We start from the raw sequence: 26,217 nt of genomic DNA on the forward strand, positions 1-26,217 counted from the left end.
GGAGGAAACCCCATGTTTAATATTCTTGTGGTTGAGGATGACAGCAAATTGCGGCAGCTCTTCTGTACAGTCCTGACCAAAAATGGATACAACGCCATCCCGGCAGTGAACGGCGAGGATGCACTCACGTTACTGGATAAGGAATATATCGATTTGATCATCTGCGATATTATGATGCCGCTTATGGATGGATACGAGCTGACGCGGACACTCCGGGACAATAACAACAATCTTCCGGTTCTCATGGTGACGGCACGGGAGAACTTCGCTGACAAACAGCAGGGATTTCTCGTTGGAATCGACGATTATATGGTCAAGCCCATCAATGTAAATGAAATGATTCTGCGGGTTGGCGCATTGCTTCGACGGGCCAGAATTATCAGCGAACGCCGGATCGAATGGGGAGGAACTGTGCTCAATTATGATGCACTAACCGTCATTCAGGGCCAGGAGAGCACCCTTCTTCCGCAGAAAGAATTTTATTTACTCTATAAATTAATCTCCTATCCGAACAAAATCTTTACCAAACAGCAGCTGATGGATGAAATTTGGGGCATGGATACAGAATCCGACGAGCATACAGTGGTGGTTCATATTAACCGCTTGCGCGAGCGTTTCAGGGAAAGCTCTGACTTTGAAATTGTCACCGTAAGAGGATTGGGCTATAAGGCGGTGAAGCTGGGATGAGGCGCAAAAAAAGAGGAGGCCTTTGGTGGCATTTTGTGTCGCTTGTATTTGTGATTATTTTGTCCTTCCTTTTACTCATGGCGATCTTGGCCTATCTATACATTCGCCTTGGCAATGAGACTATACAGCACAGAAATCCTTTTCCGCCTATTCTGACCATTGTTTTGTTCAGTCTCGTCATCGGGACAACCATCACCGTGACCGTGGGCCGAAAAATATTATCTCCAATTGCGGATCTGATCAAGGCAGCCAAGGAGGTCTCCACAGGCAACTTCGACATTCATTTGAATGAATCGCACCGGGTGGGTGAGATCAGCGACGTCGCCCACCACTTCAATCTTATGGTTCAGGAGCTGCGCAGCATCGAGACCCTCCGCAATGATTTTGTTGTCAATGTGTCTCACGAATTCAAGACGCCCATTGCCGCTATCGAGGGGTACGCCACACTCTTGCAGGAGGATAATCTCAGCAAAGAAGAGCATGATGAATACACTGGCATGATTATAGACAGCGCCCGGCAATTGTCCACCCTGTCCGGCAATATTCTCAAGATCTCCAAGCTTGAAAACCAGGAACTGCTCACAGAACAAACGGAATACCGCCTGGATGAGCAGCTCCGTCAGGCCCTGTTATTGCTGGAGTCGGCCTGGGCTCCCAAGCAGCTGAACCTCAACATTGATCTAGACGAGCTGCAATATTACGGGAATGAAGAGCTGATCATGCAGGTATGGCTGAATCTACTTGGCAATGCGATCAAATTCACGCCGGAAGGGGGGGAAATCTCCGTCTCTCTCCGGCCCGGAGACCCTTGGATTTCGGTGGTCATATCTGATACAGGAATAGGAATGACTCCTCAGGTCCGCAAGCATATTTTCGAAAAATTCTACCAAGGCGACCCTGCCCGTTCCTCCGAAGGCAACGGACTGGGCCTGCCTCTGGTCAGCCGCATCATCAGCTTAAGCGGAGGCACCATTGTGGTAAATAGCGAGCCGGGACAAGGTTCAACCTTTACGATTATGCTGCCTGCAGGTAGTGAATGAAGGAAAACATTATAGAAACGCAGATAAGGATGCCTTAAAGCGTTAGCTTCAAGACATCCTTATCTCTGTAGAACAGAGGCAGTTGAGGCGGGGCATGCGATTAGAGAAGGACCGGCCGGATTCTGCCGTCTTCTTCATAATGGAGCTCCGTAAATTTGACACAGCGTTTGTGGTCCACGCCGCCGGACAAGGATGCGTCATGGTAGAACAAATACCATTTTCCGTTAAATTCCACGATGGAATGGTGGGTCGTCCAGCCCACGACGGGTTCCAGAATGGTTCCTTGAAACACAAAAGGTCCACAAGGCTTGTCGCTAACGGCATAGACGATTTTATGGGTCGTGCCTGTGGAATATGACAGATAATATTTCCCCTTATATTTATGCATCCATGGGCCTTCGAAATATCTCCTGTCTTCATCACCCGCAAGGATGACATTCCCTTCTTTATCGGTAATAGTAATTTCCCTCGAAGCCGATTCGAAGGACAGCAAGTCTTCACTCAGCTCCGCTACCCGTGGGCCGTAAGCCGGTTCTCCCGCGTCTTTCTCAGCCGCATCCGGCTGGTACACACCGGTTTGCCACTTTTCTAATTGTCCGCCCCATAAGCCGCCGAAATACATATAAGCTCTTTCGTCCTCGTCAACAAACACGGCGGGATCGATACTGAAGCTCCCTCCGATATAGCTTGCCTGAGCCTGAAAAGGACCAGCCGGCGAGACTGCCGTTGCTACGCCAATGCGAAAAATGCCATCCTTGTCCCGGGCCGGGAAAAACAAGTAATAGGTCCCTTTCCGGTACGCGGCGTCGGGTGCCCACATTTGTTTGGAAGCCCAGGGGACATCCCGGAGATGAAGCGCCTCTCCATGATCCACACACGGGGACGCCGGACTTTCCAACGATAATACATGATAATCTTCCATCGCATACTGGTCGCCATTATCGTTCGTAGGACCACCGTGGTCGATATCATGGGATGGGTAAATATACAGCTTGCCCTCAAATACATGAGCGGAAGGATCGGCTGTATAGAGATGGGTAACTAGCGGTTCATTTTGTGCTGCCATAGCAGAATTCTCCCCCTCATTGAAATGTTTACGCCCTTCATTAAAACAAGCCTGTCGGCAAAATTATTCTTTTACGCCTCCAAGCGCCACACCTGCGATAATATACCGCGACAACAGGAAATACACCACAAACAGCGGCAAGGCCGTCAAGGCCAGCCCCATATAGATCGAGCCGAACTCCGTCTTGTAGATATCACCGCGAAGCAAGCTTACCATGATCGGCATCGTATATTTCTCTTTCTGAGTTAGCAAAATCAGCGGCATGAACAGGTTGTTCCAGTTGGCCACAAAGGCAAAGATCGCCTGCGTCGCCACTGCCGGCATCATGAGCGGCATGATAATCCGGTTGAACGTGCGGAACTCACCAGATCCGTCTACCCGTGCTGCCTCTACAATCTCTATCGACAGCGTGGCGAGCAGGTATTGGCGCATGAAGAACACTACCGCCGGCGCAGCAATCGCAGGCAGAATCAGCGGAAGGAAATTGTTCGTCCAATGCAGTTTATACATGAACTGATAGAATCCGATCGCACTTGCCTGGGAAGGAATCATCATCACGCACATGATGAAGGTAAAGAATGGCCCCCGAAGCTTCCAGCTATAGGTCACAAGTCCATAAGCCGCCAAGGACGAGAAATAGACAGTACAGAGTGTTGCAGAACTAGCGATAATGAATGAATTCATGAAACCTTGAAGCGGATCGAAGCTCTTGTCGAGCAGCACCCGCAGGTTGCTCATCATGTGGGTTGAAGGAAGCAGAGAGAGTCCGCTTTGGATTTCTGGTGTAGAGCGTGTGGCGTTTACGAACATGATCCAGAAAGGCAGGATGCTGAGCACCGCCAAAGCGATGCAGACCACATAGATAATAGTTTTGTTTATTTTCCGGCTCACTTTACCGTTTTCCTGAATTTTCGCCATGTGCTACACCTCCCTCGCGGCTGCTTTAGCAGCGTTTCTATACTTTTGCTTTTGGATCTTTTTTATTTTTGCTGCATCGCGGTCGCGCATCACGTAGAACAGCAAACCGGACAGCAACGCCGAGATCACGAACATGATCATGCTCGCTGCTGCAGCACGATTATACATGTAACTGCCCTTGAACGCCTGCCCATAGATAAACATGGACGTAGTAAGGGTTGAGTCATCCGGTCCCCCCGCAAGGAATAATTGCGGAATATCGAACATGGTTAAACCACCTACCATGGAGGTGATTAGTGTGAACAGCAATATCGTACGCAGACTCGGCAGCGTGATACGGAAGAAGGTCTGAAATCCGTTAGCACCGTCAATCGCTGCAGACTCGAAGAGCGCGGGATTGATCCCCATAACACCTGCGATCAGGACGATCATGGTGTTGCCGTACCACATCCAGAACTGGATGAATGACACAATGCCACGCGCTGTCGTCTTATCCTGCAGGAAGAATATCGGACCATCCGTCCATCCCAGCATTTGAAACAAGCTGTTTACCGGACCCATCGGGTACGCGAACAAAGTGCTGAATAGCACAGCAATTGTACTCGCAGTGATGATATTAGGCATATAGAGCAGAACCTTGAACAAACCTTGTCCTTTTATGTTAAGACGCCGGTTGGTGAACCATGCGGTCAAGAGGAGCGCAAGAAGCATCTGTGGAACGAAGTTCGTAATCCAGAGCAGCCCGGTGTTGAACAAAGACTTCCGGAACGATGCGTTATCAAAAAGGAGATCCTTGAAATTCTGAAAAGGGTTATCCAGGATATGAATCGGCTTAGGGATTAGTCCCTTCATATCAGTAAATCCGATCACTGCGGTGTACAAAATGGGGTACAGTGAGAAAATCAGAAATGCAAGAACAAATGGAAAAGTAAAGATATAACCGTATTTCGCGTAGCTGACATCTTTGCGGCGCATGCTCTCACCTCATTAGTTGATATGAAGGGGCGGGATAACTCCCCCGCCCCTCCGATTCCTTCTTATTCGCTTTCAATGCCAAGCTGGTCTTTGACTTGCTGTTTGAAGGTTTCGATTGCTTTATCACGGGTCTTATTGCCTGCAGTGTATTCGCGTACTTGATCACGCCAGATCTTATTGATGGTTTCGTCGAACTGGGTCAAGTTCTTGCCTGAAGCGTTAGCATTGGCTGGAACAAACACGTCAAACATGTTTTGTCCGCCGAGCAGTGGAACTTCACCGTTGGATTTCGACATTACCACGGAGGAAGCAACGCTATCCTTCGTGCCCTGCTCGCCTTTCTTCATCGTGCCGTTAGCCCAGTAATACTGGAGGCCTGTTTCGGAAGTATCCAGGGTAACCCACTTCACAAAGTCAGCAACTGCTTGCTTCTTTGCATCGTCCTTGGTCACGTCTTTGTTAGCCAGCAGCCAGGTGCCGCCCCAGAAGAAACCTGTTGGCGGCTCAGTAACTGCCCAGTCGCCATTCGTAGCTTTCACTTGACCGTTCATTACGTAGTTGATGAGCCATGCAGGACCGAAGAATCCAAAGATTGGCTGAGCACCGGCACCGGACATATCTGCGTACCATGCTTCTGTCCAGTCAGTGGTATCGTTATGATAGCCATTGTCTTTCAACTTTTTGGAGAGATCCAGGAACGCTTCGCGCTTTGGATCAATATGAAGTTTGCCATCGACCAGCCAGCCAGTGTCAGAGCTGTTCTCGATCGGATGCCAGATGTCGCCGTCACCGGATACGATGCCGTATCCTTTAGCTTTCAGCTTCTTAGCTGCATCGAAGAATTTATCCCAGCCGGGGCCTACTTCAGTTTTGATGGTAGCCGGGTCATCGGTTCCAAATACATCCTTGGCAATCGAGCGGCGATAGATGAAGGCTCCGCCAGTTGCCTGGTAGCCGAGGCCTTTCAACTGCCCGTCTTTGCTGCCGATATCCACCGAATATTGGGCAATACCCGCGTCCTTAACCATTTGGTCATCAAGGCCCAGATCAGCATAGTTAGCTGCATAGGTGGATGCGTCACCTTGTGTATACTTAAGCACGAACGCCGATTCAGCTGCATAAATGTCTGGAGCATCTTTGCCGCCAGCGGCCAGAGCCTGGTCAAGTGCAGGCTGATAAGCACCATCCGTGGTTGCAATAACCGTAGTTTTGAACTCCACATTTGCATCAGGATGGGTTTCCATATACTTCTTGGTCATGTTTGGAATCTCGTCCGTGAAGCTCCATAGATTGATGGTCACTTTTTCGCCCTTCCCGGCTGCTGGAGCCGCGGCAGTACTGGCGGATGGAGCTGGACTTGCGCTTGGGCTGGATGAATTTGAGTTTGAATTGGAATTCGAGTTTCCGCCACACGCTGTGAGAGCTGATGTCATCACAAGCATTGTAGAGATCCCCACCAAAACACGTTTCATACTTTTCATACTTTGCCTCCCCTTTATATTGTTTCCTCGGTTTTTTGTAACCGCATACATAATTATAGAACTGATGACCCGTGCGCATAAGGAACCACTCATTGGGAAAAATTCCACTTTTATTAGATTTCGACCGATCCAGGGCATAAAGATAATAAATCAAATGAATCATCAACCTCATGAATATTCTCTATCCCCCTGATTTTCGACCCGAAAATGACAAAAAAGCCTCATCCCGTAGCAACGACGGTCGAAGCCAGTTATATCATCGTTTCAGCTTGAAAGTCCCGGCTGATCCAAATGGATCAGCCGGGACTTTCCGTTCACTGCTTTTTTATGAACCAGATGAGTTTATTTCTGGCTGGCGAGGAATTCATTAAGCTGCTTTTGCTTTTCGGCAATGACTTTGTCGAGGCCGGCGGACTTTTGGGCGGATATAAACTTGGGCAGCATTTCGTCCAGATCAACCGAACCCGTCTCAAGTGCCTTCTGTGGCTGCATCTTTGTTAATATAGCCCTTCAGGAAATAATCCCGGGTTACTTTCAGCGCATTCAAGTACTGCGGGAACTCTTCGGCCGGTTTGACTATGGCATCCGTGCCATTCTTATCTATAGCGCCAGGTATCGTCGTATCCCCCAGATAATCCAGCTCCACAAAGGAGTGTGAGGAGAACGTTCCGCCTGTCGTATACAGCGGATACATGTTCGGCTTCTTCTCTTTAACGATCTTATAGACGGCATCGAGATCTTCAATTTTCTTAACCTTGCTCATGTCGATGCCGAGTTCATCAGCGATGTCCTTCCGGTACACAATGCCGCCTGACGATGTCAGTTCTTTATTGGTTGGGACTGCGTAGTTTTTACCCCCGATTTTGGAGCCGCTTAAGAAAGCCGGGTCCAAGCTATCCTTGATGCCCTGGCCATATTGATCGAGCAAGGGGCCGAGATCCATGTATACGCCTTTGGCAACGTTCTTCGCATAACCGTTCCATGAGGCCGTGAACAGAATGTCTACAGGCTCGCGCGAAGCGATTATGAGGTTAATCTTATCGTCCCAAGCTCCCCAGTCGATCGGTGCGATATCAATCGTTGCATTGATTTTCTCGGTTAAAATCTTGTTCAGCGCTTCCTCGACAAGAGCTTCGTCCGCCTGGGGTGCACCTTCGTAAACCAGCTTTAGCTTATAAGGCTTCAGCTTCGAGGCATCTGTGGCTGTATTATCAGTGGTTGTGTTCGCGGAAGCGTCCGGTGCGGTGCTTACCTTGGCGCTTTCTCCCGGTGCGGCCGTGTTAGACTTGTTTGAATGGTTTGAATTTCCACAAGCCGTAGCAGCCAAGGACGACATAATTAACGCTGTTAGAAGCAGTGCAGTCTTACTTTTGGTGTGCTTCATCTTCAATTAATCCCCCCAAATAATATATGGTGCAGGCCCCCTCAGCCTTTGACGGAGCCGACTGTCAGTCCCTTGATAAAGTACTTCTGGAAGAACGGATAGGCAAAGACGATCGGCCCGACGCCCACGACGACCATCGCCATCCGCACGGTCTCACTCGGAAAGTTAACCATTCCGCCAGCCCGGGTAATCTCAGCCATTGCGTTCGGGTTGCTGGAGAGGTACTGAATATTGACCATCATCTTGTGAGAAAGTATTGTACCGATATGATGTGATTGTCGGAAATAAATACCAGGCTCAGGAACCAGTCGTTCCAGTACGTCAGCGTCTGGAACAGTGCGACTGTCGCCAGAACCGGCAGCGACAGCGGCAGCACGATCCGGATAAATATCCGCAATTCGCCTGCCCCATCGATACAAAAAATGAGGATGGATCTGCGCCTGCAGCTGCTTCAGCGTGGCATCACGCGCCAGGATACGCGATTGCAGGACATTCTCGATGAGATCCTGAATCTGCGTCGCCATTTCGTTGAAGTTCTGCATGAGGAACGCGAATTCATTGTTCGATTTCTTCGGCAGACGGTAGGCGTAATCGCCTCCCTTGATCCGTTGCACTGCGCGTACAAGCTGGAAGATAGGCCGGTGTACGTTCCAGTACAAAGCGGACGCAGCGGCGATACCGGTTAGCAGAGAATGACTGAAGACGCTCCAAACAACACTCTCTGCTGCCTGATCGGCCCGATGATCTGACCCAGCGGAACAGAATCGATGAGATGCCACTCTAGGAGATTAGAATAATAGTAAGTAATCAGATAAGGCCTGCCGTCGAACGAATGGATCAGGAAACCGGAATCCCGGCTATTGACCCTGTCGCCCAGTTCATTGATGATTCCGTCCATCTTGGGCCCTTTCACAGAACGGCTGGCGATGATGTTATGCCCCGCTTTGTAAAAAAACGGATTGTTAGAGTGCCCAGACTTGTAGGTGTCGAGCAGATTCTCGAAGCTCCACTTGTAGAGGTTAATGCGAACGGCAACATCCAGATCCTCCGGATGGGCCGGTTTGTAACCCGTAGTGACATAGGTTCGGGTGAAGCCGGGGCCAATCTCCAAATCATCGCTGTAGCTCCATCCCAGCGAGAACCGGCTTTCAAACTCTACAGGGGTCATACTCATAGGAGGGGGACGAAGAAATGCTATTGCCCCGATGCGGGAAATAGACGGTCACATCATTACGCCAATTGCCTGATGCGCTGGCCAGCGACAGCTTCTCGTGGATTAGCAGCCTTGTTTTCATTAAGGAATAATCGCTCATCTCGTGGTTGTACAGGTACTCCAGCACGTTCGTGTCAACAGATCGAACTTCTCGATACTGGCATCCATTTGCGCCACGAAAAGCTCCATCCGGTTCAGGCTCGCTTTAATAAGCTCCTCCTGTATGACGTTGATGCTCTTAGACGTAGAATAATAATACAGCGCCACGACCGGCGTCAGCAGAATCAGCAGCAACACTAGCATTTCCCGAAAGATGTTGAATTTGATACGCACAGAATTACCATCCTTGTTTCATAGTCACAGCTCAACCTGTATTTTACAATATGTTGTAAGCGTTTTCTATATTCTTCGATGCATAGATCCCCATCTCTCTCTTAAAAGCATAAAAAAGCCGCCCAATGGAATGAGCAGCTTACAGAGATCCTATTCATTAGTGTCTTTTTTGTTGATATTTTTCCACCAACATCTTAAGCTTTCTTACCACCTGTAATCATTTCAATCCGAGAATTATGATTTATAGCAGCTTAATCAGCTCTTCTAGCTCTTCAACCAATACTTTTGCTAATTCAAAATCAGTATTTTTTAAAGCCACTTCTATTTTTGTTTCCACTGATTTTTTCTGTTGTTCCGTTTCTAAATAGTCTTTATCAAAATGACTGGCATAAATCATCTTTCTAAATTTTCGCATACTCATTTTTCTAATCGTCTTATCGTCAATGATCAGGACATAATCCATGCCATTTACCACAGAATAGAAATCATGAGAAATCATGAGAATCGCACCCTGATAGTCCCCAATGGCTTTTTCCAGTGCTATTTGTGTATAGGTGTCTAAATGGCTTGTCGGTTCATCAAGAAGCAATACATTTGCTTTACTGGCAGAAACCTTAGCCAATTGAAGCATGTTTTTCTCTCCGCCAGATAAAGATTCTATCTTTTGATTAACGATTTCACCTTCAAAGCCATAGTTGGATAGATGTGATCTAATCTCATCATAAGTTGTAAACCCGGCATCGATGAATTCCTCAAGAATAGTATTGGAATCCTTCAGCATTTCGCCTTGAAGCTGAGATAAATAAGCCACCTTAACCTCAGCATTAATTTCAATGGAATCATGATTATTTTTAAAGATCTCCCGGAGTAGCGTCGTTTTCCCGGTGCCGTTTGGACCGATTAGGGCTACTTTATCCGTAGATTTTATCTCAAAGTTAACATTTTCTAAAAGCAACTCATCAAAGGCAATACTATAATCATTAACATTTATAACAACGGTGTCTTCCATTTCATTATCCACACCAAAACTGATATCCGGTTGCTTAATATCTACGAAGGGTGCCTTAATTCTGCGCGCTTCCAATCTTTCCTGAAATTTAACTCTGGCTTTTAATGCTTTCCCTCTGGATGCTTCGGAATTATAAGTTGCGATAGCTCTAAGATTATCGATGATATTGTCGTTTCTCTTAATTTCTTCCTCTTCAGCGACTGCGAGTTCTTGCAGCTCAATTTTAGTTTGAAGTAAGGAGAGGTTATATTCAATATATCGCCCGTCGAACTCTTGAATCTCCAAGTTTTCAAGGTGAATAATTTTGTTGAAACAATGATTCAATAGATATCGGTTGTGCGTAACAACCAGCAGTATTCCCTTGTGAGAATTAATTAGATGTTTAAGCGCATTTAAGTTTTCAAAGTCTAAAAACACATCAGGTTCGTCCATAATCATTAAGTCTGGATGATTAAGCATTTCCTTCATTACTTGAATAAGTTTGAATTCCCCGCCACTCAGGTCAGATACCCTAACATCTTTAAGCCTCATGAGGTCTGCCAGATTCAGTTTCTTATTAATGTTGCTCTCAAAATCATCCCCGCCCATTGCATCAAATGCATCTAAAGCTAATTGATACTTTTCAAGCAATGGATCAATATCTGTGGCTGTCTCCATTTCAGTGAGAATAGAGTTTATTTCATTTTGAATCTGAATAAACTTTTCGCCGATATATTCAAAAACGGTTGTTTCTTGAGATTTGTCTGGTTGAGAGAACTGACTTACAAATCCAATTGTGCAAGTGGGGTCTATCACTAACATGCCATCATACAAATATCTTTCTGGATCCATCAGTATATCGATCAGTGTACTTTTCCCACTGCCACTTGTTCCAATAAAAGCGCAATGTTGCACCTCTTCAAGCGTGAATGAAATGTTTTTATATAGTTCTTTTTGCGGAAACGAGAAGGATAAGTTATCAACTTTTATCATAGGATTACCTTTCTTTATAACTAAATTTGTGACTATTATCAAATGTATTGAAGAGCATAGAATTTAAGTTTACCACAAATACCATTTGGATTGTTGTCCTTGAACAAAACGACAGGGCAATGAAGTTATGACTGACACTTCGGTGTTCCTAGGTAGTAAGTAATATCTTTCGTTATATTATAGTCATCAACGGATTGGCATTGTAACGAATGTAGCTTCACAATGTAAACTGTATTATAAAATTTAAAGTTCTTAGCGGCTCATAAATCATACCTTCAATGTTTCTCTTGAGTTTACTCCACTTCATAGGCGACTCACACATAAAAAAGCTTTGCATGAATTTCTGATAACGTTGTTGTATTCATGAACCCGAGAGGCTTAAGGTCCGCTAGGACCGGGTGGCTACGCCACTTAGCCTCGCAGGGTTGTCTGCGGAATCCGCTTCCTCGAGATGCCTCTTGCAGACCAAGGTCCCGTCAGAGGCCGCAGCGTGAATACGGTGTTATATGTTGTAGCCGCCTTCTTCGATTCCGCATAATTTATTCATGTTGTAGTATTTATATTTAATTCATGTTTTTTTGTTTAGATTTCCCTTTGCTATTCCTCTTATAAAGAACTACATATCCGTAAAGATATCTGAACAAGGTTTATTCTTATTTCTGTTCTACTATTCCAACTTCGACTATCCCATTCGACTCCACTTAAATCATCACCGCCATACAGGATAATTCCTAATTTAACTTCTCTGAATTTTGAAACGGCCATAAATGCTGCTGCTTCCATTTCTACAGTTACACACCTTTCAGCTTTCCGCAACTCAACTTTTTCTTTAGTTTCTCTATAAAATGAGTCTGTTGTCCAAGTTTTTGCCTTTATATACCTAATATTATGTATATTAAAATCGTCCTCTATGCTTTTTAAAACTTCTGGATCACATTCAATTTCTCTAGATGGCTTAATGTAATGGTATGATACCCCTTCATCTCTCACCGCAGAAATTGGTACAATTAAATGTCCAACTGCAATGTCTTTTTTAAGTACACCTGCACCACCACAAACTATAAATTTCTGAAATCCATACGCTATCAATTCTTCTAAGAATCCTGCTGAGCCTGCAGCCCCTAAATATCCCAGAGTAATATGTACTTTTTTTCCTTGAAAATACGTTTCATATATTGGTAAATCTACCGTCTCGCAATGTAGACACGCAACTTCTTTCAACTTCCCCTCAGTTTTCATTTTTTCAATTGCATCTCGAAAAAATGTTATTATACAGTATTCAAATTCTTCTTTTGGCTCGATAAAATTAGTTGCTTCTATTATAGCAACTCGCGATTCATCAAATTCCAATATTGGAAACTCTTTAATATCGATTTTTTTGCTCTCCATCTCGACTTCCCTCCGAAGTAATTTTATTATTCCTTCTTAGCGGGTATTACATATAACATCTAATTTACGAACTTCGTAAACACCTCTACATGAAGAATATTCGCGAGCTTATTTAGCTATCCCTGCTCGATATAAGAATAAAGCAGATGTTCTACCCAATCATATATCCTGTGAAGTTCCACTCTCTTCAGAAAGAAAAATCATGCTATACGCGCAAAAATAAGCCGTCCTCAAATGCAGGACGGCTCATGATGTTTAATATAGTTCTAGACTTTCTTTACTGGTTCCCAACTTTTTTATCACCAGACAAACAGCTGCTGTATCTTTCCCTACCCTATTCCACCGTAACGCTCTTCGCCAAGTTACGCGGTTTATCCACATCGTGGCCCAGAGCAAGCGAAGCGTAGTAAGCCAGCAATTGCAGCGATACTACAGACAAGGCAGAGGTCAGAAGCGGCAGTGTCAGAGGAATCACGAACACCTGGTCAACAGATCTAAGCAGGTCGTTCGCATGCTCTTCATGAGTGATGGCCAGCACGTGTGCGCCGCGGGCTTTGACTTCCTTGATATTGCTGACGGTTTTCTCGAGAACGGATTCCTGAGTTGCCAGGGCAATGACAGGAACGCCTTCTTCAATCAGCGCCAGTGTACCATGCTTCAATTCACCTGCTGCATAAGCTTCAGAGTGAATGTAAGAGATTTCTTTCAGCTTCAGCGAGCCTTCCTGAGCCACAGCATAATCTACGCCACGGCCGATGAAGAACAGGTGCTCATGCTTAGCGATTTGTTCAGCATAAGTCTTGATCGCTTCTTTTTGCGCCAGAATTACTTCTACTTGCTCCGGCAGGGACTGCATAGCTGCCAGAATTTTGGCAACCTCAGGTTCGGATTGCGTTCCGCGTACTTCAGCCAGGTACAGACCGAGCAAAGTGAAGGCAATCAGCTGAGAAGTATATGCTTTGGTCGAAGCAACAGCAATTTCCGGACCAGCCAGAGTTACCAATACACTGTTTGCCTCCCGGGCAATGGAGCTTCCCACTACGTTGGTGATAGCGAGCACATGTGCACCATTTGCTTGGCCTTCACGCAGTGCAGCTAGTGTATCAGCAGTCTCTCCGGATTGGCTGACTACGATAACCAGAGTTTCCGGTGTAACGATCGGCGAACGGTAACGGTACTCCGAAGCGATATCATTTTCTACAGGAATACGCACCAAGGATTCAATCAGGTTGCGTCCAACAAGACCTGCGTTGTAGGCAGTCCCGCAAGCAACGATCTGAACGTTGCGGATGTTCTTGATCTGCTCTTCGGTCAGGTTAAGTTCTGGCAGAATCACTTTGTTACCTTCAGCGTTCATACGTCCGCGCATAGTATCGCGGTATGCCTTTGGCTGCTCGTGGATTTCTTTCAGCATGAAATGCTCGTAGCCGCCTTTTTCCGCAGTAACAGCATCCCAATCGACAGTAATCATTTCCCGAGAAATAAAATTGCCTTCAATCGTCATCAATTCGACAGCATCCCGTGTCAACACAGCCATTTCGCCGTCGTTCAAAATATATACGTTGCGGGTATATTCCAGCAAAGCAGGAATATCGGACCCGATAAAGTTTTCACCTTCACCCAAGCCAATGATGAGTGGACTTGCTTGACGTACAGCCACCAGTTTGTCGGGTTCATATTCAGTCAGAACTCCAAGTGCAAACGCACCACGCATGAAGGTGATCGCTTTTTGTACAGCTTTCACGATATCTCCTTCATATTCACGGGCGATCAAGTGCGAAATAACCTCCGTATCCGTTTCGGAAGTAAAGTGGCATCCTCCGGCAATCAGTTCTTCTTTAAGATCAAGATAGTTCTCCACAATGCCGTTGTGTACGACTGAGAATTTCTGGCTCTCATCAGTATGCGGATGGGAGTTCTCATCAGAAGGCTTGCCGTGGGTTGCCCAGCGAGTATGTCCGATTCCGGCACTTCCTGTTAGTGGAGTAGCTTCAAGTCTGGATTCAAGGTTCGCCATACGGCCCTGTGCTTTTACGACCTGGAGTCCTTCCTTGGTGAACACAGCAATCCCGGCTGAATCATACCCACGATACTCAAGCTTCTTCAAACCCTCTACCAAGATCCCTTGCGAATTCTGATTCCCGATATATCCTACAATACCACACATAATAATTTCCTCCGTCCGATTTATAGTGTGGGCGGCATAAGGAAAGAAACGTGCCGTGCGGCATGTTTTTGAGAAAAAGCAAATATTCTGTTGTATTTCAGACTCAGTCAAGTGGACACGGCTAAGCAGCCCTTAAAAGGACAATATCCGGTTCAATACCTTTTCACTTGCAACTATGTTCATGAAATGTACAGTCTTCTCCTCTGCCGTGGCAGAACGCTCTGTGTTTCTTTCCGTTATTGCGTAAGCCCATGAATTGTACTCTTTCTGCTTGCACCCACAGAAACGTTGTGTGAAAGGTCGCCCTCGCATTTTCCGTTTCCATTTACGGCTCTGGTGCATCACCGGGAGGTCCCCGCCGAACATTTCGAACACCTCCACCTCGTCAGCTTACATCTGCCGTGATCCGTTCAAGCCCTGCCGCTACCCGGCAACTTAATAGCTGTCCCTTCTCCCCCGCGCAAGATCAAGCTCTGGCGCTTGCTGTTGCCAACCTTACTATCCACGCTTTCCTTCTGGAATGACACCTTATCTATTATATGCACCTTACATCGTTTTGGCAATGCTGTAACGCATGATTACTTTTGGCAGCTAGTATAAGAAATTAGACAATATACAGATGCAGCCAGTGAAGATGCCTTAAGCATTTCTCCTCACCGGCTGAACATCATAACATTATATCATTAATTACACCAATTCACGCTGAACGACATCAACGATTTGGCCTACATAGAGATCCAGCTCCGCCTTATCCGGGCCTTCTGCCATAACCCGAATCAACGGTTCAGTTCCCGAAGGACGCACCAGCACTCGGCCGTTATCACCAAGCTTGCCTTCAACCTCTTGAATAGCCGCTTCAATGGCCGGATTGTTAGGATAATTAGTCTTATCCTGAACACGAACATTCACAAGCACCTGAGGGTATTGGGTCATCATTGATTTCAGTGTACTGAGTTTCTTGCCGGATGACTTCATGGTATCCACCAATTGGATTGCCGTGAGAATACCATCACCTGTTGTATTGTAATCCAGGAAAATAACATGACCGGACTGTTCTCCGCCCAAATTGTATCCGCCCCGGCGCATTTCTTCCATCACATAACGGTCACCGACCGCGGTTTTGGCTGTATTTAGACCCAGTTGTTCTGTTGCTTTATAGAAACCAATATTACTCATTACTGTGGATACAATAGTGCCATCTTTAAGCTTGCCGGCACGGTTCATCGCTTCTCCGCAGATGCAGAGGATAAAGTCACCGTCAACCTCATCGCCATTCTCATCAATAGCAATCAACCGGTCAGCGTCTCCGTCAAAAGCAAGCCCCAGATCCGCACCCTGGCGCAGCACCTCCTCGCGCAGAGTTTCCGGATGCGTGGAGCCAAAGCCGTCATTAATGTTCAGCCCATCAGGCTCTGAACCGATGGCGATTACTTCTGCACCAAGCTCTCTGAACAAGCGCGGGGCCAATTCATAAGCTGCGCCATGAGCGCAGTCAAGCACTACCTTAAGTCCTGCGAAGCTTTGAGAAATCGTGGTTTTGAGATAGTTCAAATATAAATATTTCGCATCATTATCTACATTAACAGTTCCCAGGCCTGCACCTACTGGGCGTGGCAATTCATCGATCTCCGCATCCATCAGTTCTTCAATCCGCAACTCGGTTTCATCTGTCAGCTTAAAACCGTCTCCGCCAAAGAACTTAATGCCATTATCTTCAACCGGATTATGCGAAGCAGATATCATTACTCCTGCATCCGCCTTAAGCAATCTTGTAATATAAGCCACAGCAGGCGTACTTACAACACCTAACCGGATTACCTGAGCACCAATGGACAACATGCCCGCTACAAGCGCCGATTCCAGAAGAGGACCTGAAATACGCGTGTCCATGCCTATGACCACCTTGGGCTTCTCTACATTACCAGCCAATACATACCCACCGCAGCGGCCAATACTGTAGGCCATCTCTGCTGTTAATTCACGGTTTGCAACTCCGCGCACACCATCTGTTCCAAAATACTTACCCATCTTTTTTCTCCTTTTGAATACGCTGCATTAGCTTAATGAATTATTGTATGAATGAACTCTTATTTCGGGTACCAATGTCACCTATTATAGACGTTTGCTAACCGTAAAAGTTACGTTCCGCCAGAACTACCATTGTTCGTCGCGCCGTTCGCACTTGCAGTACCACTGTTATCAACCGCGCCTTCGGATGGAGATGGCGTAGCTGTAGGAAGAGCATTATCCCCACTCTGAACAGGCTCAGTCGGGCTCTCCTCACCAGAGACAGGCTCAGCACTAGGCTCTGAGGTTACCGTGCCGGTGCTGCTGTTATCCGGAGTTTCCGCGGCCGCCGGCGTTGCGGGAGCGTTTAGCTCCACAGTTGCCCTGAGACGTTGTGAAGCATTCCCTAGGGCAATGAACCTGGGTAGAGAAACATGTAACGTAACCTCATGAGATCCGGCTGTGAGGCCAACGACGTCTGCTACCACGCTGATATTGTTCTTATCTATCTGTTCCAGCAGATTTGGGGCTCCTGATACAGTCAGCGAAACGGTTTTACTGGCAGGATCTTTGATCAGAGCGGTAAGTCCTGTATCTACCCCCTCCAGCTTGACGGGAATATTATCAATGGTCTTCTCAGCAATGTCCGAGGTCACAACAGAAACATTTAAGACCGCAGGCTCAATCTTGGCAGCGCCCTCCGGAACTGTCAATTCCAGCTTCAGCTCCTTAGTACCTGCAGAATCAATTGAACCTAAGTTCAATGTCGCTTCATAGGATGATAAAGAAGCTAAGGATTCTTCGGTTCCATACACTGTTACCGTATCCTGTTCCGGCGTCACCTTGGACAAGGCCACACCCCCTGGCAGCTGACCGCTAAAACTCACATCCAGCGGCAGGCTTTTAAACGGAAGAGTAATCGGCAACTCCACAGTTACGAAGGACGGCTCGATAACTGCATCCTTAATCTCGTTACCGCCGCTGTCATACGCATACAGCTTCAGCTTCTTTTCTTTTATCGTTTCACTGTCACCGTTAAGTTCAATGGTTCCCTGCACTTTGGCTACCTTTCTAAGCTCACTAGTACCCAGCGTAACCTTCGCCTCAACGGCTGGTTCTATGACCGGTGTACCTACCTGATAACCCGCCGCAGGCTCACCCTTGGTGATAATCGATATTGGAAAAGACTTGGTGTTGCGGAGTTCCACATGCACATTCACTTCATTGGGGATTATATCATCAAGCATCACGCCGCTCGGAAGTGAATAATGCAGGGGGAGCGTAGTGTCTCCTGGCTGAACATTGCTCAGATCAATCCACACTTTATAGGCATCTGAAAACTTGTAGGTGAGATCCGATTTTTTGCCCATGACTTCCAGTCTGACACTTTCGGCATCCCTTGAAGTGATTACATATTTATCCTCATTGAAGCCGGTATCCTCAATCTTCACATTTTCAATGGTTTTAGACTCCATGTTTACCGTTGTCTGGTTCGCAGGTGCAGTATCCACATGGACAATGATCCAAAGGATAATAGCGAAGGCAAGCGCGAGAATTTTGTTGAAATTGTTATTCTTCATCCACTTATCCATTGCGTTTATCCTCCCTCCGTTTCCAAAAGGCGGAGCTCTTCTCCTTCAGCGGTGAAGTGGCCCGAAGTTCCTCATATAGCTTGGAAATCAGAGATTCTTCCTTAATATCACGCACGATCTGACCGTTAATTGCCAAAGATATCTGTCCGGTCTCTTCTGAGACCACGACAGAGACGGAATCCGCAACCTCACTAATCCCAATTGCTGCCCGGTGACGGGTACCGAGCTCTTTGCTGATGAACGGATTCTCGGAGAGAGGCAAATAACATGCAGCGGCGGCAATCTGCCCATCTTGCATAATGAGCGCACCGTCATGCAGCGGAGTATTGGGAATAAAGATATTGATTAGCAGTTCGGAGCTGACTACCGACCGCATAGGAATCCCAGACTCCGTATATTCATTCAGCCCCGTTGCCCTTTCAAAAACAATTAATGCCCCAATCTTTCGTTGCGCCAAATAATTCAGTGCTTTAATAACTTCACCAATCAATTTGCTGACTTCCTCATCATTCTCAGCAGCCCGTCCAAAAAACTTGCCCCGTCCAAGCTGCTCCAGCCCCCTTCGCAATTCCGGCTGAAAGATGATAAATATCGCAAATATCCCGAACGTAAATATCTGGTTCATCAGCCACTTCAGCGTATATAAATCTAGAAGGGTACTAAGTGCCCAGATTACAACCAATACCAGAATCCCTTTTAGCAGCTGTATCGCCCGGGTCCCGCGCACCATATTTAGCACTTTGTAGATGATATAGCTGACAATCAGAATATCGATTATATCTTTAATGGACTCTTTCCATGTTAGATCTGTAAAATAACTCATGCCAAAACCCCCGTCATTTCATATTAGCTGGGTTTATGTAAACTGTCTGTAAGTTCTGTATCATACCTAGGTTATAACGTTCCAGCCCAGGTTGCAAGTTTCAGTCGCCGGGGAAACCTATTCCCCTATACCTTCGCAACAAAAAAGCGCCATCTTTCCGGAAAAAGAGGCGCAAATAATATTCCTGCTAAAAGCAACCAAGTGTTATTTAACGGTAGGCAACTTCAGAGAACATGTTCGTCACTTTATACCAGAGCCAACTTACCGCTTGGTCTATGCTTTTGACTTGCCCGGAGATATGAGCTGTTGAAGCCTGGTACAGGGAGCCGTCAATCACAGTCACATTACCGTCCACTTCCCCATATACCTGAGTTTTACCGTTCTCCACCGTTAGATCGCCAGATATCGTTTTACCAGAGGGTACGATGACCGTATTCCCTTGAATGACAACCTGTTCCAGGTCTGTTCCCCTGACCACAAGCTGCCGATCCTGATTCCAAAAGGTAACGGAGCTCATCAGCATCACCAGAATGAACACGGACGCCGCTGAAAGAGCGGGGTGCCGCTTGATCCAGGTCACAAATGCGCGTTCCTTCTTGACCTGGGGCAATGAATTCATAATCCGGCTTACAAGATCCTCCGAAGCCACAGGACTCTGGTGCATCAGGGAAAACATCAGCATATCGGTCTGTTCCAATTCTTTGAACTTTGCACGGCAATCTGTACAGGATAGAAGATGCTCCTTCAATTCCCTCTGTTGCAGTTCGGGCAAGTCGTCATCCAGGTAGTCGTGCATCATAGAGACGGCCAGTTTGCATTCCATAGGAGCCAATCCTTTCATGAGTGCTATTTAATTATAACAAGACAAAGGGGCAGGGCGCATAAGACTTGCTTAACTTACATACGGCGCTGCCAATCATACGTTTCATAAAAAATAATCTATTTTACATTTTAGGCTCTAATTTTTTACGTAAAAATTCACGTCCCCGGTGTACTCGGGTCTTAATCGTTGTTACAGGCATATCCAAGACATCACTAATTTCCTGAAGCGACAAGTCCTGCAGATAGCGCAAGATCATCACTGATCTGTATTTCACAGGCAAACTGTCGATGGCCTCATAGATCAATCTCTGTGTCTCTGAGAGCAGCAGTTCTGTTTCCGGAGTCACATTATCACTGGGAATCATGGAATAACCGTCAATGCCTTCCTGGTCGTTCATTTCTGCATCCAGCGAATATGTGGGCCGCCGCTTACGCAACCTGTCAATGCAAAGGTTCGTGCCGATGCGGTAAATCCATGTTGAAAACTTTTGTTTGTCATCATACCGGTCCAAATTGCGATACACACGCAAAAATGTTTCCTGAACGATATCTTCCGCTTCATGGCGGTTGTTCAGCATCCGATAAGCCAAATGATATATTTTGTCTTTATATAGTTCCACAAGCTCGGCAAATGCCCTTTGGTCGCCCTTTAAGGCGAGCTTTGTCAATCTGCCTTCCAAATTCTCCACCTGTTAACTCCCCCAGACTTGCCGCCCTTGGTCTTTCATCTCATGAATGTCCACGGTACAAGCTCTTAAATGGTAATTCATGTTTCGTCAAAAATCAAGGATAGTATTGTTACTTTCTATCTTGAATGGGCACAGCACGAGGGATAAAAAACGATGATTCATCGCGACTTTGAGAACATTTGGATTTACGGTCGCTGTTATTGGCGGATTTCCTGATCGAAACCGCTACTCACGGTCGAAATCCCAGAATAAAGGCGCACGCTGTTCTCCTCCAATTCCAAATCCCCACTTTGTCGCTCCATCATCAGAATTTAAAATCCCTGTTACTCTGCCCAAAATTCATATCAGTAACAATGAGGTAAGGCAAAGGGCGGGAAGCGGTTTTGTCTCTTACCAGCTTCGTTATCCTCTCAGTTCTCTCGGCGGCTTCAGCCATCCAGGCTACTAATCCAGAACTAAAAATCCCCGTCCAGCCTCCATACAGAGGCGAACGGGGATTGTGAATAATATAAAGAACAAATCAACAACCAACCTAGATCAGAATATCAGCCGGTATTCCGTAATCCGGCGGCAATACCGTTGATAGTGAGCAGCACTTCTCGGAGCAACTCCGCGTCATCACCGTCCACTTCGCGCAAGGCTCTTAGCTCGGACAATAGCTGCACCTGCAAATAGCTCAGCGGGTCAACGTATGGATTACGCAGACGAATAGATTCCTGAATAACAGGCACATTATCCAAGATGTCCTGCTGTCCGGTGATTTTGAGAATCAGCTCGGAAGTCAGCTTGAATTCCGTTTCTATCTGTCCGAAGATACGCTGACGCGCCTCTTCATTTTTGCCCATGCTGGCATATTCCTTGGCTATAATCAGGTCAGCCTTGGCAATAGCCATCTGCAGTGTGTCAATTAATGTAGTAAAGAACGAGAAGTTTGCATACATATGCTGCATGACCTTCAGGTTCTCTTCCTTATTGTCATAGAAGCTCTGCAGGCCCGTTCCGGCAGCGTACCAGGCAGGAAGCAGATAACGGCTCTGTGTCCAGGCAAACACCCAAGGAATCGCACGCAGGTCCTCGAACCGGTCACTATTCTTCCGTTTGGAAGGACGGGAACCAATGTTAAGCTCCCCGACCTCAGGAAGCGGTGTTGACTCCTTGAAGTAGGTCAGGAAGTCCGGATCACGGAAGATCAGGTCCTGATATTTGTTCAATGAAACCTCAGAAATACGGGCTACAATTTTTTCCCATTCCGGCTCATATAGATCTGTATGAGGTGATCTGGCATTAATTGCAGCTGTAACCAGTGCGGATGTTGCCTGCTCCAGACTGCGGTAGGCAATCCCCTGCATCGAATAACGTGAGGAGATAACTTCGCCCTGTTCCGTAATCTTAATGCCGCCTCCAATCGTAGAAGCCGGTTGCGCCAGAATACTGCGGTTCAGCGGCATGCCGCCACGTCCAAGTGCTCCACCGCGGCCATGGAAAAATTTCAGCTTAATACCGAAATCATCCGCCGTAGCCGTAATCTCCTTGAGGGCAACCCGCAGCTCGTAATTGGCGGTTACCACACCCCCATCCTTGTTACTGTCTGAGTAACCGAGCATAATTTCCTGCAAATCGTTCATGGCTCTCACCGCATCCCGGTAGATCGGCAAGTTAAGCAGCGTACGCATAATTTGTGGAGCATCATGAAGGTCGTCAATGGTCTCGAACAGCGGAACAGCCTGTAGTGTACAAACTACAGTACCATCATTGTCTTTTCGGAACAGACCAACTTCTTTGGCGAATACCATGACCTCCAGAATGTCACTTGCGGCTTCAGCCATGCTGATTAGATAACTGGTAATACACTGTTTGCCGTACTCCTCTTGCGCCGTATAAATGGCACGGTATACTGCAAGACATTCCTCAGTGCTCTCACTGTAGGACTGATAAGGCGAAGTCAGCGGACGCGGATCATTAAGCAGCTTTTCTAGAAGATCGATCTTCTCATTCTCCTGCAGCTTTGCATAATCCTGTGTAACGTTCATTTTGGCCAAAATCTCAGTCATCGCATTTTCATGCTCCTGACTATGCTGACGGACATCAAGCGTCGCAGTATGGAACCCAAACAACTCCACCTGGCGAATCAGCTTCTTGATATAGGTATCCGCTACATAATCTGCATAGTGATGTCGCAGACTGCGGTCGATCACGTTCAAATCATCTATAAATTCTTCCGGTGAAGAGTAGCGCTCCAGTGAGCCTTTCTTCTCATCATCCATAACGTTCTGCGTCTTGGCGATCATATAGGTAAGCTTAATCCGGTAGGGCTCATTATCATTATGCCAGGATTTTGACTTATCCAGATTAATAAGGCTCCGGTTCAATTCAATGGATTCCAGCAACTCCGGCGTTACATTAACGATACTGGTGCTAAAGCTCAGATACTGCATCAGCTCACGCATAATGCGTTGGTATTCCCGAATCGCCAGTTTACGCTGAAGTCTCAGTGTCTGCAGAGTCACAGCTGCGGTCACCGAAGGATTGCCATCCCGGTCGCCGCCGATCCACGAACCAAAACGCAGATACGTCGGTACGTGCCAATTCTGGCCCGGATAGTATTTGCTTAGACATCGTTCAAGTTCTTGATACACATCCGGCAACACTTGGAAAATCGTCTCATGGAAATAATACATCCCATTACGGACTTCATCCAGCACCGTTGGCTTGCGGTCGCGCAGCTCATCCGTCTGCCACAAGGTAATGACCTCATTAAGCAGTTTCTCCCGCAGTTGTTCACGTTCACGGAACGTTAGGGTAGGGTTATCCAGACCCATGACGTCATCGGAGATACGTTTATGAATATCAAGAATCGCCCGCCGCATCGCTTCAGTAGGGTGAGCGGTCATGACCAGCTCCAGAGACAGACCATTCATGATTTCATGAACATCCTCGTGTGAGAAGTCACGCTCGCGGAGCTCTTGAATCGCGCTTTCGATAGAACCAGGCTGTACGGTCTCCCCGGCTGAACGTTCGTAGTCGCGTTTACGGCGAATCCGGTGATTCTGCTCCGCGATGTTCACCAATTGAAAATAAATGGCAAACGCCCGTATCACCTGGTGGCGATTCTCCGGATCCAGTGAATTAATTAGCTCCTTGAATTCATTGTGCAGTTCAGGCAAAAACAATGAGCGCAGCGATTTGCTGGTTTCACGGATCTTCTCCACGATATCCAACAGTTCGTTGCCGCCTTGGTGAACCAAGACTTCACCCAAAATATTCCCCAGGAACCGTACGTCTCGCCGCAGCAGATTATTTGAATTGCTTTTGCTGACGGCAGTCGTAAGTTCGGTCATGCTGCTCCCCCCATCCTCTTCCGGATCAATGCTTTTAACATTGTCTATTTGAAGCTTTCCTCATATCATACAATAAAACTGCCCGGAAATCTCCAACTTTATTGCGCTGTAAAGCGATACAGCAATTAAGATTATACACCAATCTAACTATTTATACAGTCATAAAAATAATGTGTATATCTTCCTATTTATATTGTCTGATCCGCATCGGGTTTATGTAACAGTCATGTAATGATTCATCACTGAAATTTGAATACGAAGTCCTTATAGTTATTGCTTACGTGAACTTTATTTACATAAAAGTTAGCTTCTATTGAGAGATTTCAAGCTTTTTATTTCAAACTATGGTTTTTCACTTGTATTCTAATTGTGAATTTTCTTAAAACGGCCTAAACGAAATTCCACTTTCTTAAAGCATTTTTTGTACCTATCGTAAGTTTATTCAATTTGAAAACCAAGCTTAGATATTTCGTGCTGGTAAATTTGTGGTCAGTTCTGGAATATTCAAAATAGTTCATTCTTGCTCTTGCGACTATTCGAATGGAGCAGAATTATATTAACACTTCTTTATAATTCTCGTGATGTAATGCTTTGGATTAACAAAAAAACTCCTACCAAAAGTAAGAGTTGATTGTCAGCTTAAGAGCTGTGTTATCGGGATGACACGATTTGAACATGCGACCCCCTGGTCCCAAACCAGGTGCTCTACCAAGCTGAGCTACATCCCGAAACGTATAAAATTATGGAGCGGGTGATGGGAATCGAACCCACGCTATCAGCTTGGAAGGCTGAAGTTCTACCATTGAACTACACCCGCACAGGTGTAAAATCGGGATGACACGATTTGAACATGCGACCCCCTGGTCCCAAACCAGGTGCTCTACCAAGCTGAGCTACATCCCGTTAATATATTCTCTTTAAATAAAAAATGGCGCGCCCTGAGAGATTCGAACTCCCGGCCTTTTGATTCGTAGTCAAACGCTCTATCCAGCTGAGCTAAGGGCGCAAAATAATGGAGCGGACGACGGGAATCGAACCCGCGACCCTCGCCTTGGCAAGGCGATGCTCTACCGCTGAGCCACGTCCGCAACTAAGTGGTGCGCGTGAAGGGACTTGAACCCCCACGTCGTAAGACGCCAGATCCTAAGTCTGGTGCGTCTGCCATTCCGCCACACGCGCATGATACAAATAAAAGTGAGCCATGAAGGACTCGAACCTTCGACACCCTGATTAAAAGTCAGGTGCTCTACCAACTGAGCTAATGGCTCCCATTTGGCAGGGGATATAGGATTCGAACCTATGATGACGGAGTCAGAGTCCGTTGCCTTACCGCTTGGCTAATCCCCTATGATGGATACCTATAGTGTGCCCACAATCTCTTTCAATATGAGAACGATTATGGTGGAGGCTGAGGGGTTCGAACCCCCGACCCTCTGCTTGTAAGGCAGATGCTCTCCCAGCTGAGCTAAGCCTCCATATGTATGGTTGTCCTCAAGGGAAAATGAAATTTGGTGACCCGTATGGGATTCGAACCCATGTTACCTCCGTGAAAGGGAGGTGTCTTAACCCCTTGACCAACGGGCCTAAAAAACTTGTGGAGCTCTCAACCGGATTCGAACCGGTGACCTCTTCCTTACCATGGAAGCACTCTACCTACTGAGCTATGAGAGCATGGCTCCCCGAACAGGACTCGAACCTGTGACAACTCGATTAACAGTCGAGTGCTCTACCAACTGAGCTATCAGGGAATATCCGCTTGGCGGCCTCCTACTCTCCCAGGACCCTTCGGTCCAAGTACCATCGGCGCTGGAGGGCTTAACGGTCGTGTTCGGGATGGGTACGCGTGGAACCCCTCCGCTATCGCCACCAAACGGGCATTTGCGGTGCAAATGCATCATTCAGGTCTCAGCATCGCCAAATGCTGAAAACAAATCTTTTTCATTTAACCTCTTGGGTCTCATGAATCAGAACTTGATTCCTGAAAACTGAATCCGAAACGAATCTGCGTTTATCATTTGGATAAGCCCTCGACCGATTAGTATTGGTCAGCTCCATGCATTGCTGCACTTCCACCTCCAACCTATCTACCTCGTCGTCTTCAAGGGGTCTTACATACTGGGAAATCTCATCTTGAGGGGGGCTTCACGCTTAGATGCTTTCAGCGCTTATCCCGTCCGTACGTAGCTACTCAGCCATGCTCCTGGCGGAACAACTGATGCACCAGCGGTACGTCCATCCCGGTCCTCTCGTACTAAGGACAGCTCCTCTCAAATTTCCTGCGCCCACGACAGATAGGGACCGAACTGTCTCAC

The 26,217-nt window shown here is 46.7% G+C and carries 20 protein-coding genes, 12 tRNA genes, 2 rRNA genes and 2 pseudogenes; 2 read left to right on the plus strand and 34 right to left on the minus strand.

The window, feature by feature from the left end:
• Window positions 1–12: 12 nt before the first annotated feature.
• A complete protein-coding gene (locus A3848_RS11345; protein WP_074085059.1) occupies window positions 13–687 on the plus strand; it encodes a response regulator transcription factor in 675 nt (224 codons plus the stop codon).
• Entirely contained in the window at window positions 684–1,727 is a 1,044-nt protein-coding gene (locus tag A3848_RS11350; RefSeq protein ID WP_074085060.1) for a HAMP domain-containing sensor histidine kinase, read from the plus strand. Before A3848_RS11345 ends, A3848_RS11350 begins: the two co-directional genes overlap by 4 nt.
• Before the next feature lie 100 nt (window positions 1,728–1,827).
• On the opposite strand, the gene A3848_RS11355 is transcribed toward A3848_RS11350, so the two are convergent.
• The 34 genes and pseudogenes from A3848_RS11355 to A3848_RS11520 form a co-directional block, all read right to left on the minus strand.
• Window positions 1,828–2,793, minus strand: a complete 966-nt coding sequence (locus tag A3848_RS11355; RefSeq protein WP_074085061.1) for a glycoside hydrolase family 43 protein — start codon at window positions 2,791–2,793, stop codon at window positions 1,828–1,830.
• A gap of 63 nt (window positions 2,794–2,856) precedes the next feature.
• Window positions 2,857–3,711 carry a carbohydrate ABC transporter permease gene (locus A3848_RS11360; protein WP_074085062.1) on the minus strand — a complete coding sequence of 285 codons (855 nt, stop codon included), beginning with the start codon at window positions 3,709–3,711 and terminating at the stop codon, window positions 2,857–2,859.
• Between the two features lie 3 nt (window positions 3,712–3,714).
• A complete protein-coding gene (locus tag A3848_RS11365; RefSeq protein ID WP_074085063.1) occupies window positions 3,715–4,686 on the minus strand; it encodes a carbohydrate ABC transporter permease in 972 nt (323 codons plus the stop codon).
• A gap of 62 nt (window positions 4,687–4,748) precedes the next feature.
• Window positions 4,749–6,167, minus strand: coding sequence for an ABC transporter substrate-binding protein (locus A3848_RS11370; protein ID WP_083607004.1), 1,419 nt, complete (start codon window positions 6,165–6,167; stop codon window positions 4,749–4,751).
• Window positions 6,168–6,509: 342 nt separating this feature from the next.
• Window positions 6,510–6,659: a DUF3502 domain-containing protein gene (locus tag A3848_RS11375; protein ID WP_083607005.1), complete on the minus strand. Its 150-nt coding sequence runs from the start codon at window positions 6,657–6,659 to the stop codon at window positions 6,510–6,512.
• The gene (locus A3848_RS11380; RefSeq protein ID WP_074085064.1) at window positions 6,637–7,551 is read right to left on the minus strand and encodes an ABC transporter substrate-binding protein; all 915 of its coding nucleotides are present in this window, start codon (window positions 7,549–7,551) and stop codon (window positions 6,637–6,639) included. Before A3848_RS11380 ends, A3848_RS11375 begins: the two co-directional genes overlap by 23 nt.
• A gap of 41 nt (window positions 7,552–7,592) precedes the next feature.
• Window positions 7,593–7,966: pseudogene (locus A3848_RS33405) on the minus strand (ABC transporter permease subunit); the annotation flags it as partial.
• A 100-nt stretch (window positions 7,967–8,066) separates the two neighbouring features.
• A pseudogene (locus A3848_RS33410) lies at window positions 8,067–8,330 on the minus strand (HAMP domain-containing protein); the annotation flags it as partial.
• Window positions 8,234–8,725 carry a cache domain-containing protein gene (locus tag A3848_RS11395; RefSeq protein ID WP_178381974.1) on the minus strand — a complete coding sequence of 164 codons (492 nt, stop codon included), beginning with the start codon at window positions 8,723–8,725 and terminating at the stop codon, window positions 8,234–8,236. The gene A3848_RS11395 and the pseudogene A3848_RS33410, both read right to left, overlap by 97 nt.
• Window positions 8,700–8,864 carry a hypothetical protein gene (locus A3848_RS32275; protein WP_178381975.1) on the minus strand — a complete coding sequence of 55 codons (165 nt, stop codon included), beginning with the start codon at window positions 8,862–8,864 and terminating at the stop codon, window positions 8,700–8,702. The genes A3848_RS11395 and A3848_RS32275 overlap by 26 nt, the downstream gene beginning before the upstream one ends.
• Window positions 8,861–9,097, minus strand: a complete 237-nt coding sequence (locus tag A3848_RS11400; protein WP_074085066.1) for a hypothetical protein — start codon at window positions 9,095–9,097, stop codon at window positions 8,861–8,863. The genes A3848_RS32275 and A3848_RS11400 overlap by 4 nt, the downstream gene beginning before the upstream one ends.
• A gap of 241 nt (window positions 9,098–9,338) precedes the next feature.
• A complete protein-coding gene (locus A3848_RS11405) occupies window positions 9,339–11,078 on the minus strand; it encodes an ABC-F family ATP-binding cassette domain-containing protein (RefSeq protein ID WP_074085067.1) in 1,740 nt (579 codons plus the stop codon).
• 606 nt (window positions 11,079–11,684) lie between these two features.
• On the minus strand, window positions 11,685–12,467 hold the full coding sequence (locus A3848_RS11410; RefSeq protein ID WP_074085068.1) for a nucleoside phosphorylase: 783 nt from the start codon (window positions 12,465–12,467) through the stop codon (window positions 11,685–11,687).
• A 334-nt stretch (window positions 12,468–12,801) separates the two neighbouring features.
• Complete coding sequence (glmS, locus tag A3848_RS11415; protein ID WP_074085069.1) at window positions 12,802–14,634, minus strand: glutamine--fructose-6-phosphate transaminase (isomerizing); 1,833 nt, start codon at window positions 14,632–14,634, stop codon at window positions 12,802–12,804.
• A 687-nt stretch (window positions 14,635–15,321) separates the two neighbouring features.
• The gene (gene glmM / locus A3848_RS11425; RefSeq protein WP_074085071.1) at window positions 15,322–16,662 is read right to left on the minus strand and encodes a phosphoglucosamine mutase; all 1,341 of its coding nucleotides are present in this window, start codon (window positions 16,660–16,662) and stop codon (window positions 15,322–15,324) included.
• A 110-nt stretch (window positions 16,663–16,772) separates the two neighbouring features.
• Window positions 16,773–18,233 (minus strand): CdaR family protein, encoded by a 1,461-nt coding sequence (locus A3848_RS11430; protein WP_074085072.1) that lies wholly within the window; start codon window positions 18,231–18,233, stop codon window positions 16,773–16,775.
• Complete coding sequence (cdaA, locus tag A3848_RS11435; protein ID WP_074085073.1) at window positions 18,226–19,056, minus strand: diadenylate cyclase CdaA; 831 nt, start codon at window positions 19,054–19,056, stop codon at window positions 18,226–18,228. Before cdaA ends, A3848_RS11430 begins: the two co-directional genes overlap by 8 nt.
• Before the next feature lie 208 nt (window positions 19,057–19,264).
• A complete protein-coding gene (locus A3848_RS11440; protein WP_074085074.1) occupies window positions 19,265–19,879 on the minus strand; it encodes a zf-HC2 domain-containing protein in 615 nt (204 codons plus the stop codon).
• A 121-nt stretch (window positions 19,880–20,000) separates the two neighbouring features.
• Window positions 20,001–20,567, minus strand: a complete 567-nt coding sequence (gene sigW / locus A3848_RS11445; protein WP_074085075.1) for an RNA polymerase sigma factor SigW — start codon at window positions 20,565–20,567, stop codon at window positions 20,001–20,003.
• A gap of 545 nt (window positions 20,568–21,112) precedes the next feature.
• A complete protein-coding gene (gene ppc / locus A3848_RS11450) occupies window positions 21,113–23,905 on the minus strand; it encodes a phosphoenolpyruvate carboxylase (protein ID WP_074085076.1) in 2,793 nt (930 codons plus the stop codon).
• Window positions 23,906–24,559: 654 nt separating this feature from the next.
• Window positions 24,560–24,633, minus strand: a tRNA-Pro gene (locus A3848_RS11455).
• A 15-nt stretch (window positions 24,634–24,648) separates the two neighbouring features.
• Window positions 24,649–24,722: transfer RNA gene (locus A3848_RS11460), tRNA-Gly, on the minus strand.
• A 12-nt stretch (window positions 24,723–24,734) separates the two neighbouring features.
• Window positions 24,735–24,808: transfer RNA gene (locus tag A3848_RS11465), tRNA-Pro, on the minus strand.
• Between the two features lie 26 nt (window positions 24,809–24,834).
• A tRNA-Arg gene (locus tag A3848_RS11470) sits at window positions 24,835–24,911 on the minus strand.
• A gap of 7 nt (window positions 24,912–24,918) precedes the next feature.
• Window positions 24,919–24,993, minus strand: a tRNA-Gly gene (locus tag A3848_RS11475).
• 7 nt (window positions 24,994–25,000) lie between these two features.
• Window positions 25,001–25,084: transfer RNA gene (locus A3848_RS11480), tRNA-Leu, on the minus strand.
• Between the two features lie 16 nt (window positions 25,085–25,100).
• Window positions 25,101–25,173 (minus strand) — tRNA-Lys (locus A3848_RS11485).
• A 5-nt stretch (window positions 25,174–25,178) separates the two neighbouring features.
• A tRNA-Gln gene (locus A3848_RS11490) sits at window positions 25,179–25,252 on the minus strand.
• A gap of 52 nt (window positions 25,253–25,304) precedes the next feature.
• Window positions 25,305–25,380: transfer RNA gene (locus A3848_RS11495), tRNA-Val, on the minus strand.
• Window positions 25,381–25,414: 34 nt separating this feature from the next.
• Window positions 25,415–25,489 (minus strand) — tRNA-Glu (locus A3848_RS11500).
• A gap of 11 nt (window positions 25,490–25,500) precedes the next feature.
• Window positions 25,501–25,576, minus strand: a tRNA-Thr gene (locus tag A3848_RS11505).
• Window position 25,577: 1 nt separating this feature from the next.
• A tRNA-Asn gene (locus A3848_RS11510) sits at window positions 25,578–25,653 on the minus strand.
• Window positions 25,654–25,659: 6 nt separating this feature from the next.
• Window positions 25,660–25,776, minus strand: a 5S ribosomal RNA gene (gene rrf / locus A3848_RS11515).
• A gap of 144 nt (window positions 25,777–25,920) precedes the next feature.
• Window positions 25,921–26,217, minus strand: a 23S ribosomal RNA gene (locus A3848_RS11520); the annotation flags it as partial.

It is taken from the genome of Paenibacillus sp. P32E, from assembly GCF_001909085.1.
In the GTDB taxonomy this organism is placed as follows: domain Bacteria; phylum Bacillota; class Bacilli; order Paenibacillales; family Paenibacillaceae; genus Paenibacillus_AQ; species Paenibacillus_AQ helianthi.

Coding starts and splice junctions, on each gene's coding strand:
- A3848_RS11375 (WP_083607005.1), bottom strand. CDS start 6,659: ATGCAGCCACAGAAGGCACTTGAGACGGGTTCGGTTGATCTGGACGAA.
- A3848_RS11395 (WP_178381974.1), bottom strand. CDS start 8,725: ATGAGTATGACCCCTGTAGAGTTTGAAAGCCGGTTCTCGCTGGGATGG.
- cdaA (WP_074085073.1), bottom strand. CDS start 19,056: ATGAGTTATTTTACAGATCTAACATGGAAAGAGTCCATTAAAGATATA.
- glmM (WP_074085071.1), bottom strand. CDS start 16,662: ATGGGTAAGTATTTTGGAACAGATGGTGTGCGCGGAGTTGCAAACCGT.
- A3848_RS11360 (WP_074085062.1), bottom strand. CDS start 3,711: ATGGCGAAAATTCAGGAAAACGGTAAAGTGAGCCGGAAAATAAACAAA.
- ppc (WP_074085076.1), bottom strand. CDS start 23,905: ATGACCGAACTTACGACTGCCGTCAGCAAAAGCAATTCAAATAATCTG.
- A3848_RS11430 (WP_074085072.1), bottom strand. CDS start 18,233: ATGGATAAGTGGATGAAGAATAACAATTTCAACAAAATTCTCGCGCTT.
- A3848_RS11405 (WP_074085067.1), bottom strand. CDS start 11,078: ATGATAAAAGTTGATAACTTATCCTTCTCGTTTCCGCAAAAAGAACTA.
- A3848_RS11380 (WP_074085064.1), bottom strand. CDS start 7,551: ATGAAGCACACCAAAAGTAAGACTGCACTGCTTCTAACAGCGTTAATT.
- A3848_RS11355 (WP_074085061.1), bottom strand. CDS start 2,793: ATGGCAGCACAAAATGAACCGCTAGTTACCCATCTCTATACAGCCGAT.
- glmS (WP_074085069.1), bottom strand. CDS start 14,634: ATGTGTGGTATTGTAGGATATATCGGGAATCAGAATTCGCAAGGGATC.
- A3848_RS32275 (WP_178381975.1), bottom strand. CDS start 8,864: ATGAGCGATTATTCCTTAATGAAAACAAGGCTGCTAATCCACGAGAAG.
- A3848_RS11440 (WP_074085074.1), bottom strand. CDS start 19,879: ATGGAATGCAAACTGGCCGTCTCTATGATGCACGACTACCTGGATGAC.
- A3848_RS11410 (WP_074085068.1), bottom strand. CDS start 12,467: ATGGAGAGCAAAAAAATCGATATTAAAGAGTTTCCAATATTGGAATTT.
- A3848_RS11365 (WP_074085063.1), bottom strand. CDS start 4,686: ATGCGCCGCAAAGATGTCAGCTACGCGAAATACGGTTATATCTTTACT.
- A3848_RS11370 (WP_083607004.1), bottom strand. CDS start 6,167: ATGAAAAGTATGAAACGTGTTTTGGTGGGGATCTCTACAATGCTTGTG.
- A3848_RS11350 (WP_074085060.1), top strand. CDS start 684: ATGAGGCGCAAAAAAAGAGGAGGCCTTTGGTGGCATTTTGTGTCGCTT.
- A3848_RS11345 (WP_074085059.1), top strand. CDS start 13: ATGTTTAATATTCTTGTGGTTGAGGATGACAGCAAATTGCGGCAGCTC.